Annotated in this window: 12 protein-coding genes and 1 pseudogene; 6 read left to right on the forward strand and 7 right to left on the reverse strand. The window is 50.8% G+C overall.

Annotated elements, in window-relative coordinates:
* Positions 1–48: 48 nt before the first annotated feature.
* Positions 49–1,761 (reverse strand): non-ribosomal peptide synthetase, encoded by a 1,713-nt coding sequence (locus F3J41_RS22210; protein WP_166712482.1) that lies wholly within the window; start codon positions 1,759–1,761, stop codon positions 49–51.
* A gap of 318 nt (positions 1,762–2,079) precedes the next feature.
* Between F3J41_RS22210 and F3J41_RS22215 the strand changes: the two genes are divergently transcribed.
* Together F3J41_RS22215 and F3J41_RS22220 are read left to right on the forward strand one after the other, a co-directional pair.
* Positions 2,080–2,883 (forward strand): glutaminyl-peptide cyclotransferase, encoded by an 804-nt coding sequence (locus F3J41_RS22215; RefSeq protein WP_166712484.1) that lies wholly within the window; start codon positions 2,080–2,082, stop codon positions 2,881–2,883.
* 245 nt (positions 2,884–3,128) lie between these two features.
* Positions 3,129–3,407 (forward strand): annotated as a pseudogene (locus F3J41_RS22220) (VapC toxin family PIN domain ribonuclease); the annotation flags it as partial.
* A 40-nt stretch (positions 3,408–3,447) separates the two neighbouring features.
* Here F3J41_RS22220 and F3J41_RS22225 read toward each other — a convergent pair.
* A complete protein-coding gene (locus tag F3J41_RS22225; RefSeq protein ID WP_166712486.1) occupies positions 3,448–4,326 on the reverse strand; it encodes a restriction endonuclease in 879 nt (292 codons plus the stop codon).
* Between the two features lie 301 nt (positions 4,327–4,627).
* Between F3J41_RS22225 and F3J41_RS22230 the strand changes: the two genes are divergently transcribed.
* Together F3J41_RS22230 and F3J41_RS22235 are read left to right on the forward strand one after the other, a co-directional pair.
* Complete coding sequence (locus F3J41_RS22230; protein ID WP_166712488.1) at positions 4,628–5,221, forward strand: hypothetical protein; 594 nt, start codon at positions 4,628–4,630, stop codon at positions 5,219–5,221.
* Between the two features lie 155 nt (positions 5,222–5,376).
* Positions 5,377–6,381 carry an Abi family protein gene (locus tag F3J41_RS22235; RefSeq protein ID WP_166712490.1) on the forward strand — a complete coding sequence of 335 codons (1,005 nt, stop codon included), beginning with the start codon at positions 5,377–5,379 and terminating at the stop codon, positions 6,379–6,381.
* A gap of 30 nt (positions 6,382–6,411) precedes the next feature.
* Here F3J41_RS22235 and F3J41_RS22240 read toward each other — a convergent pair whose 3' ends face one another.
* Positions 6,412–8,550, reverse strand: a complete 2,139-nt coding sequence (locus F3J41_RS22240) for an AAA family ATPase (RefSeq protein ID WP_166712492.1) — start codon at positions 8,548–8,550, stop codon at positions 6,412–6,414.
* A 393-nt stretch (positions 8,551–8,943) separates the two neighbouring features.
* On the opposite strand from F3J41_RS22240, the gene F3J41_RS22245 reads away from it, so the two are divergent.
* On the forward strand, positions 8,944–9,408 hold the full coding sequence (locus F3J41_RS22245) for a hypothetical protein (protein ID WP_166712497.1): 465 nt from the start codon (positions 8,944–8,946) through the stop codon (positions 9,406–9,408).
* 98 nt (positions 9,409–9,506) lie between these two features.
* Here F3J41_RS22245 and F3J41_RS22250 read toward each other — a convergent pair whose 3' ends face one another.
* Positions 9,507–10,145 (reverse strand): hypothetical protein, encoded by a 639-nt coding sequence (locus F3J41_RS22250; RefSeq protein ID WP_166712499.1) that lies wholly within the window; start codon positions 10,143–10,145, stop codon positions 9,507–9,509.
* Between the two features lie 228 nt (positions 10,146–10,373).
* Between F3J41_RS22250 and F3J41_RS22255 the strand changes: the two genes are divergently transcribed.
* Complete coding sequence (locus tag F3J41_RS22255; RefSeq protein ID WP_166712500.1) at positions 10,374–11,003, forward strand: recombinase family protein; 630 nt, start codon at positions 10,374–10,376, stop codon at positions 11,001–11,003.
* A gap of 141 nt (positions 11,004–11,144) precedes the next feature.
* On the opposite strand, the gene F3J41_RS22260 is transcribed toward F3J41_RS22255, so the two are convergent.
* From F3J41_RS22260 to F3J41_RS22270, 3 genes are all read right to left on the reverse strand, one after another.
* Complete coding sequence (locus F3J41_RS22260) at positions 11,145–12,452, reverse strand: DUF1173 family protein (RefSeq protein ID WP_247656321.1); 1,308 nt, start codon at positions 12,450–12,452, stop codon at positions 11,145–11,147.
* Between the two features lie 45 nt (positions 12,453–12,497).
* A complete protein-coding gene (locus tag F3J41_RS22265) occupies positions 12,498–13,007 on the reverse strand; it encodes a phospholipase D family protein (protein ID WP_247656322.1) in 510 nt (169 codons plus the stop codon).
* Between the two features lie 469 nt (positions 13,008–13,476).
* Complete coding sequence (locus tag F3J41_RS22270; protein ID WP_166712504.1) at positions 13,477–13,710, reverse strand: KTSC domain-containing protein; 234 nt, start codon at positions 13,708–13,710, stop codon at positions 13,477–13,479.
* Positions 13,711–13,916: the final 206 nt, after the last annotated feature.

The raw sequence follows: 13,916 nt of genomic DNA on the forward strand, positions 1-13,916 counted from the left end.
GTACTGTATGAGATGCCTTTATCATTGAAGACCTCTATGATTTGAAATTCACTGAATGTGGTTAACAATGTTACGCACACTTCTTAAATGAAGGATTTGCTCTAGCGAGATATTAAATCCCCTCTGTTCTTTCAGTTTCATTGCAATAATCATTGCTTCAATAGAGTTTCCTCCACAGGAGAAGAAATCGGTATCAGAGCAAATGTTCTTGTTATTCAGAACATCCTGCCAGATAGTGAGGATGGCGGATTCAAGATGAGCGTTGACCGGAGCGCTGGGTACTTCTTCCGGAACCATTTTTTTTACCCCACGGCATTCTGATACTGATTTTCTATCGGCTTTTCCATGGGCTGTAAGCGGAATATCTGAAATAATATAATATTCAGCAGGCCACATATAATATGGGAAGTTTTTCTCAATTAGCGAGGATATGGCTTCATAAGATATATCAGACTTGGCGCACATTTTTAGGTAGGCTTTCAAACGCGCTGAGGATCCAGTCGTATCAGATATGACTATTGAACTTTCAATTGCAGGATGCGAATTTAACAGGCTTTCGATCTCGTTAAGATTTACTCGATACCCATTAATCTTAGTCTCATCATCTGTTCGTCCACAGAAGTATATTTTGCCGGCATTATCCTGAAAGGCCATGTCACCAGTACGGTAAACGAAAGGAGCTCCAGGAATAAGATCAAGCGTAACAAATTTTCTTTTCTCTTCAGAATCGCAGTTTACATAACCAGACGCAAGGGCTGTACCGCTGATACACAGTTCGCCCGTTTCCCCAGCCGCAGCTTCTGTACCGTCAGCAGTTACTATGTAGGCAGTTATACCTTCAATTGGTCGTCCAATAGGGATCTCGCTGAGAAGGTCACTTTTTTCAATAGTATGAGTCAGAACCTGAATTGTCGTTTCGGTAGGTCCATAAAGGTTATGCAGAAGCGCGTTTGAAAGCTCAAAGAACTTCCTGGCAAGCGGAACTGTCAGGGCTTCTCCGCCGCTGAAAACGTTTTTAAGGCTCTTACAATCTTTAAATGCCGGCTCTGCAAGGACTTTTCCTAACATTGATGGAGCAAACTGAATCGTATCAATGTTGTTTTTAATGACAGTACTAATGATATAGGAAGGAATTTTATCTTTCTCAGCATCCGCGAGATAAAGCGTCCCCCCGGAGTAAAAGCTGATAAGCATCTCCCATACGGAGGCATCAAATGTCAATGCTGTTTTATGGAGAACCTTCGTCTGGTCACTGAAATTATATCTGACTCTCATCCACTTCATTAAATTATGTACAGAACGCGATAGGATCTTTACTCCTTTCGGATTCCCTGTTGTCCCGGACGTATATATAATATACGACAGCGTGTCATCAGAAGACTGTTCAGAAGATTCACCCGAGGAGCATCTGACCGCAGAAATTTTTATTCCATCTTCTCTTTTAATTATTCGAAAGGATGCACCTGAATCATCGCAAATAAAATCCCTTCTCTTTTCAGGTTGTCCCGGGTCAACCGGAATAAATACTGCACCCAACTTAATCAGCGCTAGTATGTAAGAAATACTATCTGGAGATCTCTTCATCTCTACGATTACACGTGACTGCTTTATTATTCCACATTCCATCAATCTGATAATGTTTCCGGCGACTTTTTTCTCAAGCTCCCTATAAGTCCAGGATAAAGATTCTGTCTGAATAGCAACATTTTCTGGAAACTTTTTAAAGCTTTCCTGTATTACTAAACCTATTGGATTCACCATCTCAGCTCCTTGTACTAACCCAGAGATCATTGAATGTACAGCTTTAAGGCCTAAAACTATTAACCAAACCTCATCTATAAGTCAACCGAAATGAAAAGAATGATTTATCATTTATTGTTCTTTTTTTGTGCCAATATGCTCCGCAAGATTCCAGAAAAACTAGAGTTCAACAATAAGACAATGATTTATATAATCTTTTAATTGAGAAACTCAAAACAAATAATTAAATCTTAATGCTATTGCATTAAATAGTTCATGCAGGCTAATCTATAATCAAATGAAATCAATTTAAAACCTTACTAAATAGAGGATTATGGAATGTGCTCTTTGAACGTTTCTCCAGCTCAACATTATGCTGCACTTACCCTTTCACTATCCTTAGCCTGCCTACCCCTCATGGCTAAGGCAGAAGCGGAAATTCCGAAAGGATCTTATGAGATTGTCCGCTCGCTCCCCCACAATGATTCTTCCTTTACTCAGGGGCTTATTGTTGACGAAGGTCACATTATTGAATCTACGGGTTGGTATAAAAAATCAAAAGTTAACGTTCTGAATCTTTCAGACGGAGAAACGGTACGTTCAAAACCGCTACCTGAGGATGTGTGGGGCGAGGGCCTGACAAAACTTGATGGAAAATACTTTGTTTTGACATATAAAGAAAAAAAGATGTATGTCATTGAACCCAGAAATCTTGAAATTACTAAAACCATAAATTATGAAGGCGAAGGCTGGGGATTAACTACTGATGGTAAGCAGCTTGTTATGAGTGACGGAAGTGATGAAATCACGTTCAGAAACCCTGATGACCTATCAGTCACTAAGAAAATAAACGTGACGTTTGAAGGAAAGAAAATTGAAAAAATTAATGAACTGGAATGGATTGATGGTCTGATTTATGCCAACGTCTGGTATACAGACGTCATTTTAGCTATTAATCCTGACAATGGAAAAGTAGTTAACTGGTACGATATGGCCGGCATACAGTTCAGACTGGATCACACAGATAAGAATACCAACACCCTCAATGGTATTGCATACGACGCTGTAAATAAAAAAATATACGTCACTGGAAAAAACTGGTCAAACATTTTTGAAATTAAGCTAAAAAACAAAAGCAGTTAATTTAACATCACCTTAACCGCTTCAAGATATATAATTAACATAAGCGCGCATCTGTCAGATACTTTATTGACTAATTTGAAGCTCATCGTTACTTGGTTTCAGCTTTCACTTCAAAAGTTAGATGCGCGATTATGATTCTTGGACCATTAGAGATAAGTCTGAGACTTCAATTCTATACTTAAGCGGATGACCTGCCTGGGACATGAAAAAATCTCAATATTCCTCTCTCACACTGCGATTAAATGATGCGCTTCGGCGCCACCGGCCCGAAGGCCTCGCCCCGACACATGCAACTGGTTGACGCGTTCTGCGCCCGCCTCGATGCCGTCCTGCCCTAGGACCGTGCCGCGGTGGATGCGACCTCGGAGATCAAAGTTTCGCTGCGGCTGGCCGGGACGCCGATCGGCCCGAACGACACGGCGATTGCCGGGCACGCCATCGCCGCCGGTGCCGTGCCGGTAACGAATAATACGCGGGAGTTTGAGCGGGTACCGGGTCTGACACTGGAAGACTGGGTGAAGTAAACCACTCTCTTCAGGGTAATATCCTGAATTACCCGGCAGATTATTTCGGCGTGCCGGGTATTTTGTCTTTAAGAGTGTAGAGCCTGTCAAATTCCGCATAAGGCTCCCCTGTTTCAGCCGCATGCCGGAGCTTAGCTTCCAGCAGGTCGGGCAGAGCTATACCGTGACTGAGTGAATGATAAAGATCATAACCACTGACACAAATCACCCGCTTTCCTTTCCCGAAGGCCATCAGACCTTCATCACTAAACCCCATCCAGCTGATGAACACGCCCCGGGCCCATTTTGCCTTGGTGCTGAGTTTTCCTTCAAATACGTGCAAATCTGCCGCCGGCGTTTTGTTCTGATGCCACTTCGCTTCCATCAGGTAAAAGTCATCATTCAGCCGGAAGCTGCCGTCAATCTGCTCACCCGTGTTACGAAATGACGATCGGGGGGCGAGCTTAAAGGTACTGAAAAGTTCTGCAAGCCATGCTTCAAACCGGAAACCCCTCGGATGTGGCGGCAGGGATTTCATTTCGTTCATTTCGCCTATCAGTGAAGGCCAGTCAACACCGTGCCATACCTGAACAGGCCTGTCGCCTTTGGCTGTATCAGCATCCGTATTTTCCAGCCGTGAAATCAGTGCGAGCCAGTCATTGCGGCTTTGTTCGGCCTGCTCAGGCATGGTCTCCATTTTATACCGCCACAGAGCATCAAGAACCCGCAGGGCGGTTTCACGATCGACCTGTTTCAGCAAACATCTTACCCGTTTGGCTTTTGAGGTTCCTTCTTCCTGATAACGTTCATCATCAATATCAATGTTCAGCTCTTCATCAAAAAAAGCCGACAGCGTGCGGTTGGAAAAATCGAGTATCCAGCCCGGATCGCTTTCAAAGACGAGATTAAACAGTCTCAGGTCCTGCATTTTCAGCTTCACGCCAGCCTCCTGTTTTTTCAGAGTATAACGGGATGTCAATGCAGGTGGTACTGAGTCAATACCGTACATCAATTTCGCATGTTCCGACTTTGCCTTTTTCCGGATCTGACCGGATGCGGAGACAGGACAGCGGGCGGAGCGGGAAACGATTTGGCATGTTTCAAGGTAGTTGGCGTTTTTTACGCAAAATTGATGCAGGTAGACCAAATTGAATCATTTATGCCAATTTGAAATTATAATTTGCATTAACCCACTTTCAGGCGGATGATATGTCATAATCTATTAATATGGGAAATTCATCATGGTTGCCTCAACAGTTCCTGATTTGCCGCTGCCGGGGCGCGGCGACCTGCGCACCCTCACCGTGCGCAACATTCCCTCGGCCGTGGACGAAGCGATCACCGAGCAGGCCAGAAAAGCCGGACGTTCAAAGAGTGACTTCCTGCAGGAGTTTCTGGTGGCCACATTCGGCGACCTGATCGGAAACTTCATCCGGACCAGCGAGCTCGTTGCCCTGATGGATCGGGAGATGGCGCGGATGATGGACGCCGAGCTGAGGGAAAGTCCGTATGATGCCGGGCTGACGCTGGACGGCCACCGCGAGTTCTGCCGCATTCTGGGCATACTCAGTGAGGCCGATTTGCAACGCATCATGATGGCGGGAGTGCCGCACCTGTCGGTGCGCGCGCGGCAGCTGGAAGGGGTGACCCGCCTGTCGCAGGGCGCTTCTCTCTACGCGGCCCTGCTGGCAGAAGCCGCCACGCGGGATGAGAAAACGCTGCTGACGCTTTACCGGTCTCAGTTTCACATGATGAGTGAAGAAGGATTTCTGGAGGAAGCCGAAGAGTTCCGCGCCGCGATGCGGCTGCCGCCGCTTGAGCGGGAAGATTTCTGACAGGCTGAAACGAGAAAAGCCACCCCGAGGGATGGCTTTTCCAGTACTAACTTAAACGCACGGGTCCGAAGAAGTCCGCGCCTTGATAGTGCTTAATTTACCCACATCTGACGAAAGCGTCAACCTTATATCTGTTCAGCGTCGCGGAGGGCGGCATGTACCTGGAAGACTACATTTCACCCGAACGTCTGAGAATCTATACGGACATACTCAAGCTGAAACCCGAAGAGGCGCTTGGCGGCTACAATTGGAATAAAGCGCTCTCGGCAGCCATGCAGCCGCTGCTGCACTGCCTTGAGGTGACACTGCGCAACGCCATTGACTATGCCATCCGCCACAATCCTCCGCCTGGCGCGGCTGGACTGTGGCGGACCGACGCTTATTGGATCTACGATCTCCCGCGCTTCATCGGAGATAAAACCTATATTCGGCAGGGCAAGCGGTTCAAAACGGACAGACAGGGAAATCCCCGCAGCTTGCCGGACGGCAGCCCGATGTATCACTTTACCGCCTGGGAGGAGGGCTGCGTGCGCAAGGTATCAAAACGCATCAGCGACGCCGGAAAGCCCCTGACGCCGGAGCGCGTGATCTCCGGGCTGGACTTCGGGTTCTGGACCAATCTGCTCACGGCAGAATACGAGGAGCCCAGAAACTCTTCTCTGCTGTGGCCCCACCTGACGTCGGACGTTTTCCCTGCGCGACCGGGGGGTATCCGCCGGCATCACCTTGAGAGTAAATTTACCCGTATCCGCGATCTGCGCAACCGTCTGGCCCATCATGAGGCCGTGTGGAAGTTTCAGGAACTGGATGCGAATGGCAAGCCCGACTATGGCCGTCCCGTTTATGGTCTGAACGCCTCACTGCACCTGCTACGCCGGGCGTGGGAAGATGTGCTGGAAGCGCTTTACTGGATCAGCCCGGCATGCCATGCAGCGTTTATTGCGGAAGGCCATCATTTGCGGTTTGAGACGCTGTCCACGCGTGAGGGACTGCAGTGCTATACGGAAAGAGACAAGGTTCCTCACTCTCTGAACGTCAGGCCCAGCCGCGAGGCACGAAAGCTTATCCGGTCGCTGCAGCAGGGGAAAACAATCCGGATAACGGACCGTAACCGCCTGCTGGCTGTGATAGGACCTGACTGGAATCGGATTGAAAACTGAAGCGTGTTACCGCCCTATACCTCTGACAAGTCAGGCAATTTCTTCCATAGCCTCGTCATTCGCAGACGGAGGAGGGAATATCAGCGCATCGCACTCTCTGATGACATATTCAGGAATGAGATCAAACCGGGCGGGATCCAGCTGACAGATAAATTCATTTTCAATATGGTAGGTCTCGTTCATGAACTTACGTATGACCGCATTTTCGAGTCCGGTCTGAAGCAGCCTGAATACCTGCAGTTTCTCGTAGCCACTCCGGCAGAGAGAATAGAGCGCACGAACACGATCCGGGTCCGTTAGCTGCACAAGAGTCGCTGCGTAATCAAATCCGGGTATACGTAAGGCAATTGCCTGGCAGCCATTAGCGACTTTCTCTGCGGCCATTTCAGGATATCCCACTCCCTGCTGAACGGGTTCACGGCTGTCAATGGGCGTTTCCCGGTGATGAAAGAGATTTGACAGCACCTGATAGGCATCACCGCGGTCGTCCATAATTTCATAATGGCGGCGAAGATAGATCAGCTTTATCACGTCTTCACTGTCAGAGTCAGTAACGGACTGGCAGATCTGAGCAAAGGTGCGGATGTCGCTTTCGCCGATAAGCTGCTCGGTGATGCAGCCTGAGCTGTAGCGGAGGTGTGAGGCCGTAACCAGATTACTGAACAGCTTCCTGACGGACTTCAGCGTATCAATAATAGGTTCAACGTCGTGGGTCAGCATCAGTACCGTTTCGTTTTTCAGGCATTCACCGGCATTGCGGCGAAACAGCATCTCCAGAATGGCAAACTTTTTGTTTTTATCAAACGATGAAATCGGGTCGTCAAGAATGATCAGGTCCGGCTTCTTAGCCAGGCATTCGTACATGAAGAGGACGATGGCAAAGGCATTACGTTCACCATAGCTGAGATGCTGGCTGCCGCCGCTGACGTAGCCGTCAAAATCTTCGTGGCGCAGCTTAAGCCGGCATTTATCGCCTTCTCCAGTGATGTCCACCTGATAACGATAGCCAGCATAAGCCAGAAAGGTATTGATGTCGGTTTTATGCTTGAGGATCAGCTTCTGCATGCCCTGGCGCTGCTTGTTGATTTGTCCCTGCAGGCGCCCGGCCTGCGTCGTGAGGTCATCCAGGGAGGCATTAAGGCTGGCCACGGTGCTGGCCGTTTTATCTGACTGCAGCTCCGGGAAAAACTTCACGTCCAGGCGACAGGATTCCAGCGCCGCCTTAACGTTGGTGGACGCGCTGAACGTAAAGCCGTTAAGGGTTTTCAGGGTATTCAGCATTCCAATCAGGCTGTCTGTCTGTTTCTTCACCGTCACAAGATATTCTTCATGCTGTTTTTCCAGGCCACTTTTCCGTGTGGTGATATCGGCAAGGCGGGCGCGGGCAGGTTCTGAAAAATATTCACCGAGTTTATCCAGCACGCCAATCAGGCCGATCAGGTTTTTAATGACGGCCTTATCATACTCTGTGCTGACGCGACCAATCTGCTCCGCCTTTTCGCGGGAGTCACCGGTGCAGAACGGACAGCAGTCTTCAGCAAGCGCGGAGAATTTCTCATATCCCCGGGTCTGCCATTCAATCCACTCCACGCTGCTTTTACTCTGGATATATGGCTTATACAGTTCCAGGCCTTCAGGAATATGCTGAAGCTTGTTACCGGCAGACAGGCCTTTCATTCCTGTGGAGGTTTTTGCAATCCCGGTACTGCTCAGTTTAAACGCCGCGCTGAGCTCCCCCAGGTGCGTGATGAATTCCTCAAGCCCGGCGTTATCAGCAAACTGCTGCCGTATGGCCACGACCATGGCTTCAATCTCACGTTCTGTCTCGTGATACGCTTCGCTTTTGATGAAAATATCAAAACTGTTGCTTACGAGTTCGTCCGGCTGAAAAGTAAACTGATCGACATATTTTTCATTGAAGCACATGACGTTCTGCAAGCCATCGGCGCCGGTTACGCCTGGCCTGACTGCGTCAGGATTAGAACCACGATATCTGAACGGAAGCAGGTCACTCAGCCCCTGCTCATCCCCGTTGACTGTGCATTGAATCGCGCGTGAAATGGTGCTTTTTCCGGTACCATTAGGCGCAAATTTAATATTTAATTTCTTCTCGGCCAGAGTGATATTTGCTTTATCGATGTTATTGCAGCTATTAATTTCAATTTCCATACCCAATCCTTTACGGCAAAGATGCTGAGCGGGCCACGTATGTTACAGGCCCGGTTAATTAATCATGCTGAAGCCTGAATATAAAAGCACCATTACATTTTCAGGTAAAGTCATTCAGCGTTTGCTGTTAGCAGCGCAGACGCGCGCAAAGCCGCCTATCTGGTGATGTTCGGCGCATTAGCTGCGCTGCCCCTTGTCGCCTGGCAGAGCAAGCGATCGCGTTTCTACAGATGACCACTATCCACCCCCTGGCGGTTTTTTATGCCTTTCTTCCGCCGATAGGTAAAATCCGCATAACACCGAACTGTGCAACAGGACGAGCTTCAGCGCTGTGCCGCACAGGACATTACCGATATGATGGAAGCCACAATTCATTGATAATGAGGAACAAAAATGACTGACCGGGTTATATTACAGCGTGAGTTTTCTGAACTTATGGACAGGCTGCACGAAAGCATTCTGAAATATGCCGCTGATCGGGCTGAGCACCATGAGTGTGACGTTTACCTGTGCGTGAACACCAAAGCTCACAGCGATCGGATCCTGGAGCGCATCTTTGAGAAAAGTGTGGTAAGCAGACTTAAGTCAAATAAGATTATCGACGTATACGGGCGGAAAATGAGCCTGCATACAACCCAGACACTGAACAAAAGCTATATGACGGAAGGCGTGTATTTATTATTCTTCCCCGGCCCTGACCTGCTGAAAGCCGTGGAATACCAGTCCAGTCTGAATCCCGCTTATGAAATTATCGTGTTCACCGAAGCTGACGAGTATACGGAGGACACCGATCAGTGGATGTCTGAATATGACGTTCGCACGCTGCAAACCGCCAAAGAGGAACAGCCCGGACGGTGACATTTAGTGCATGCCGCCGCATGGCGGTTTTTTACATCTGTTTTACCTTAATCTTCTATATGCAGAGTGAGATAAGATATATGCTTCTATTGCCATCTCTAGCTTTGCATTAATTTTCGCTGTTTTTCAGCTACTCGCTTCGCATACCTTTCCATGTTACGGAGCGTTGAGCGGGATCTTGACGCCCGGATCTGAATCAGCCGTTCTCTAATGGAGGTTGCCGGATTAAAACCGCCATCCCATGAAACATGTTTTATCCTGAATTTTCTACAAATATCCTCGGACAGCTCAATTACATAAAGGCCATGCTTTGCGTAAAGCTCCCGCCGCTTGGAATAATATCCACTGCATTCCGGGGCATCTTCGAAGTAGCTGTCATCAAGATTTGAGAGTTCACTGATTACCTGGGCGCGCTTGGAATCAATGCTGTGCAGCCTGTAAAGCATATCAGTATCGAGATATTTATAGTCACCCTTTACCGATGACAATTGCAATTCAGGTTTAACGTAGTCTGTTACCTTGTATTCTTTTTCAGGATCATACATACCGTCGTTATAAGATAGAAACTCACACTGAGATATATATTTGTCCAGCACGAATATAAGCTGTACGACTATGTACCGTTCTTCACTTTTCCTTTTCTTTCTTTCCCTTACCGCCTCTTTTACTGTGTTAAAAATCAGCGGCACTACGACGGCTGTTGCTGCTCCAAATAATGTCCAAGTTTCCTTTTCCACATGAATTCCTGTCTAGTCTAATCACCGGTAAGTGAAATCATATACCGTATGTTAAGGCAGGGCGATATGTTGCGCTCCGAAGCAGGCTGTGGGCATCCCGACTCGGTAAGACGCCAATATTTCCGAATCCCTCCGCTGCGGCGCATTGTGAGCGACATGCCAGAAGACAACGTCGGCCGGGAAGCGCTCAGGGATTATTTACGTTAAGAGGGCGGGACCGCTGAACCTATGCAGATTGAACATATGTATCTTCGCGTAAGTACGGATGAACAGGAACTGACTCGGCAGAACAGCATTATTGAAGATGCCCGTGGCAGGGGTTTTTATGTCGCCGGCGTCTATAAAGAGAAGGCTTCAGGTGCCAGGGCTGACCGCCCTGAACTTCAGCGCATGATTGCCGATCTACAGCCCGGAGAGGTGGTTGTGGCCGAAAAGATTGACCGCATCAGTCGTCTTCCTCTTACAGAGGCTGAGAAACTGATTGGCTCGATTAAGGCTAAAGGAGCGAAACTGGCTATACCCGGCATCGTGGACCTGTCCGAGCTGGCCGTCAGCCAGGACGGCGTGGCCAGAATCGTGCTTGAGTCCGTTCAGGACATGCTGCTTAAGGTCGCCCTTCAGACCGCACGAGACGACTACGAGACCCGTCGAGAAAGGCAACGGCAGGGCATTGAACTGGCGAGGGCATCAGGTAAGTATAAAGGGCGCAGACCGGAACCCAAAACGCATGAGCGCATCATTGCGCTTCGCGAGTCCGGTATGACGATTGCGCGCACAGCAATTCTTGCGGGATGCAGCGTGAGTCAGGTAAAGCGCATCTGGTCGATATATAAGGCAGACAAGTCTGTCAGTAATTAAATATTTATCAGGTTGTATGGCTGAAAGAGTAAGGCATGATCATTTCTGGGGCGCTAGTCTGGTTTGAACCAAATCCCGTCAGCTTCCCGAAGGCCAGTCATGAGCAGCCAGAGCGTATTGCAGGTGCCCTGAATGCGAAACTCATCGGGGAGGCAGGGCGGGCACTTCGGAATGCTCAGTAGCAGTCCAGTACCACCAGTTACCCGGTCCGTATTCCCTGTCGTAATGGGCCATTTTTACCTGCTTACGCTGCAGGTACTCCGGCGTGATCATGCCGAAGACCTCCATCGGCAGCGCATCCACACCGGAAACGTCCTTCAGCACAAAGTCCGGAAAAACGTCCTCTTCACCGTCGTAGCGCAGCGGCTTGATGAACGCGCGCTTTTCCTCCCACAGGCGCGCCTCAACCATGCCCTCATAGCGGGAGTCCAGCGGAATATAGCGCGGACTGACGGTCATCAGCGCCACGTCGATAACCCTGCAGCTGCTGCGCGGCACGTTACGGCCCTCTTTACGTATAAAGGCGGTCTCCGGCGGCTCGGTTTCACAGATGAGCATCGTCCGGGCACCGCGCCGCCAGTCTCCGAGCTCCCGCGAAAAGCTTCGTGTCAGACGGGCCCTTACGTCTTCCGGCAGCTGCAGCGCCGGAAAACCGAAAAACAGCCCCAGCGGCAGCGTGGTCTGCAGCCGCTCATCGGCCGCGTCGCTCCAGGCGGCCAGCTGCGAGATCAGGATGAGGCGACGTGCGCCCCTGCCGGCGTCCTTCGCAGTCTGGCGGTTCTGCGCGACCTGCGGCGAATCCTTCATGGCCATCAGCATCAGCGACTGCTGCAGCGGGATCCGGCCGATGCGGATGCGCGCTGCAGTCTCATTCAGGCGCCAGCTCACCCAGCCCGGCGAGCGTTTCTTTTTATCGAATGCAGGATGCCAGACGTTGATGCCGGACTGCTCCCAGAGCAGGTGGAGCAGCCCCAGCAGGCGCATTGAGGGCTGCCGGCGCCGCCTCCCCGGTCCGGCACCGGCCGGAGGCGCATCACGGGTTTTATCAGGAACGTCTTTCTTCTGCAGGCCGGTGGGCAGACGGACCACAAGCCGGCCATCCGCCGCCGCTCTGACCACGTCAGGGGCATAGATGGCAGCCTGTCGCTCATCTGGCCAGACGGAGTAAAAGCGGCAGTCTGGCGCGTGTTCGTGCCCGGAGAAAGCCCATGAGGCGAGCCAGCACTGGTCTGTTTTCTGTGACAGATGCACTTTCAGGCGCCGGCGCTGCGCGTCTTCCTCCGGGGGATGGCACAGGCAGGTGACCACCGTGGTGGCCTTGTTGTCACGCGCGTGTTTCAGCCAGCGCTGCCACTGCTCCGGCTCAGCGCTACGGAAATCCGCACCGCATTCCCGCGAGCCCCGCAGCCCGGTGAACCGGACCGGATACGTTTTCTTTGCCGCCATCATAACCCCCTTTCCGTAAAGAACGCTGAATATGCGACCTGCGTGATTTTAATTCATGCCGGCTGCCGGGCAGATTACCGGTGAGGATTCATTCCACAACCGGTTAAATTCAGCCTGATACTGGCGGGCAATATCAGGTTCGTCTTTAATCACCATCGCGTTCTCCGCATTTCTTTTTTCAGCAGAAGACGTGTAATTAAATGAGCCGGTTTCCACCGCACTGCCGTCGGCCACAATAAACTTGTTGTGCATGATGCTGTACATGCCGTTAAGGCGCACGTCCACGCCAGCGCACGCGAGCTGGCTGACAAGAGACCAGCGGTCCCGGCTTTTCTTTTCATCGGCGACCAGCCGGACCTTAACGCCCCGCGCAACGGCCGCTGACAGCGCCTGCGCCACCGGCCGGCTGGTGAAATCATAGGCCGCCACGTCGGCGCTCTGACGCGCGCTGCCGGTGAACTGCAGTATCAGATCCAGCGCCGAGCCCCCGGGCGAAAAGCCGGCCGTTACGGAGGCCTCCGCCCCGTGAATAACGGGAAGGGTCAGTAATGCCGTCATGATTAAAGCCTGTTTTTTCATTATCCTTCACCGCCATAAAATAATGTTAAAATATTTTACCACCTGACAGCCATTAATATAAACATGTTAATATGAATATATTATAAATATAAAATCAGGGCTGAAGATATTCCGTAATCTGACGATAAAAGTTACGTGTCAGGGAGCAGATAATATGAATGAATTTCACGAATTAAATATCATGACGTCACGCGGCGATATCCACGGCGCTTTTTCGCTCATCCGAAACTGGCATGAAAACGTCGCCCGGAAAATCATGAAAAAAGCGGGCTACACGGTGACGCCGCACACGGGGCGCGCGTTCTGGACGTGGGTGCAGGAGACCCTGATCCGGGCGGCCCGCGAGCGGCGCTGCGGCTACCGGGCACGCGCTGAGCGCCGGGCACCGGTGCGCCGCTGGCGGCAGCAGGCCGCGGAAGACTACGATGCCTGGGCGCAGATGATGGCGTCAGACGCCGCGCCGCAGGCTGAGGCTGCCCCGGAGGGAAATATAGCGGCCCCCGATGCTGCTCCTGAAAAATGCGTCGCCGTCCGCGGCCGCGCAGAACGCCTGATACACCTTTGCCGGCACCGCGAGCCAGCGCCGGCACGCGCCGTTCCGGTACTCCAGCTCCGGCACGCCGGTGGTCGGATCGTAGCCCGCGCTGCGAAACAGCTGAGACGTCACTTCATGCCTGTTCATGGTGTACATCCTGTCAGGGCCATCGCTCACGTGGCCGCCGTCCGAAAAAGCGGGGTGCCGCCGGGCAGCGCCCCGTTCAGGGAGTAGAATCAGACGATTTATTATTCAGATTACGTGGGTGTTGTTACCGGCCGCCCGCCGTGAAACCTGAGCCGGCGCGCAGGCTCACTGTAGTCTGAGAAGTTCGTCAGCTTTCCGTCCTGCCT

The sequence above is a fragment of the Pantoea sp. Ap-870 genome, from assembly GCF_011752515.1.
GTDB lineage: Bacteria > Pseudomonadota > Gammaproteobacteria > Enterobacterales > Enterobacteriaceae > Pantoea > Pantoea dispersa.

Excerpts from the sequence above, each read along its gene's own strand:
- F3J41_RS22210 (WP_166712482.1), bottom strand. The coding sequence starts at position 1,761 with ATGGTGAATCCAATAGGTTTAGTAATACAGGAAAGCTTTAAAAAGTTT.
- F3J41_RS22215 (WP_166712484.1), top strand. The coding sequence starts at position 2,080 with ATGTGCTCTTTGAACGTTTCTCCAGCTCAACATTATGCTGCACTTACC.
- F3J41_RS22230 (WP_166712488.1), top strand. The coding sequence starts at position 4,628 with ATGGTTGCCTCAACAGTTCCTGATTTGCCGCTGCCGGGGCGCGGCGAC.
- F3J41_RS22235 (WP_166712490.1), top strand. The coding sequence starts at position 5,377 with ATGTACCTGGAAGACTACATTTCACCCGAACGTCTGAGAATCTATACG.
- F3J41_RS22240 (WP_166712492.1), bottom strand. The coding sequence starts at position 8,550 with ATGGAAATTGAAATTAATAGCTGCAATAACATCGATAAAGCAAATATC.
- F3J41_RS22245 (WP_166712497.1), top strand. The coding sequence starts at position 8,944 with ATGACTGACCGGGTTATATTACAGCGTGAGTTTTCTGAACTTATGGAC.
- F3J41_RS22255 (WP_166712500.1), top strand. The coding sequence starts at position 10,374 with ATGCAGATTGAACATATGTATCTTCGCGTAAGTACGGATGAACAGGAA.
- F3J41_RS22260 (WP_247656321.1), bottom strand. The coding sequence starts at position 12,452 with ATGATGGCGGCAAAGAAAACGTATCCGGTCCGGTTCACCGGGCTGCGG.
- F3J41_RS22265 (WP_247656322.1), bottom strand. The coding sequence starts at position 13,007 with ATGACGGCATTACTGACCCTTCCCGTTATTCACGGGGCGGAGGCCTCC.
- F3J41_RS22270 (WP_166712504.1), bottom strand. The coding sequence starts at position 13,710 with ATGAACAGGCATGAAGTGACGTCTCAGCTGTTTCGCAGCGCGGGCTAC.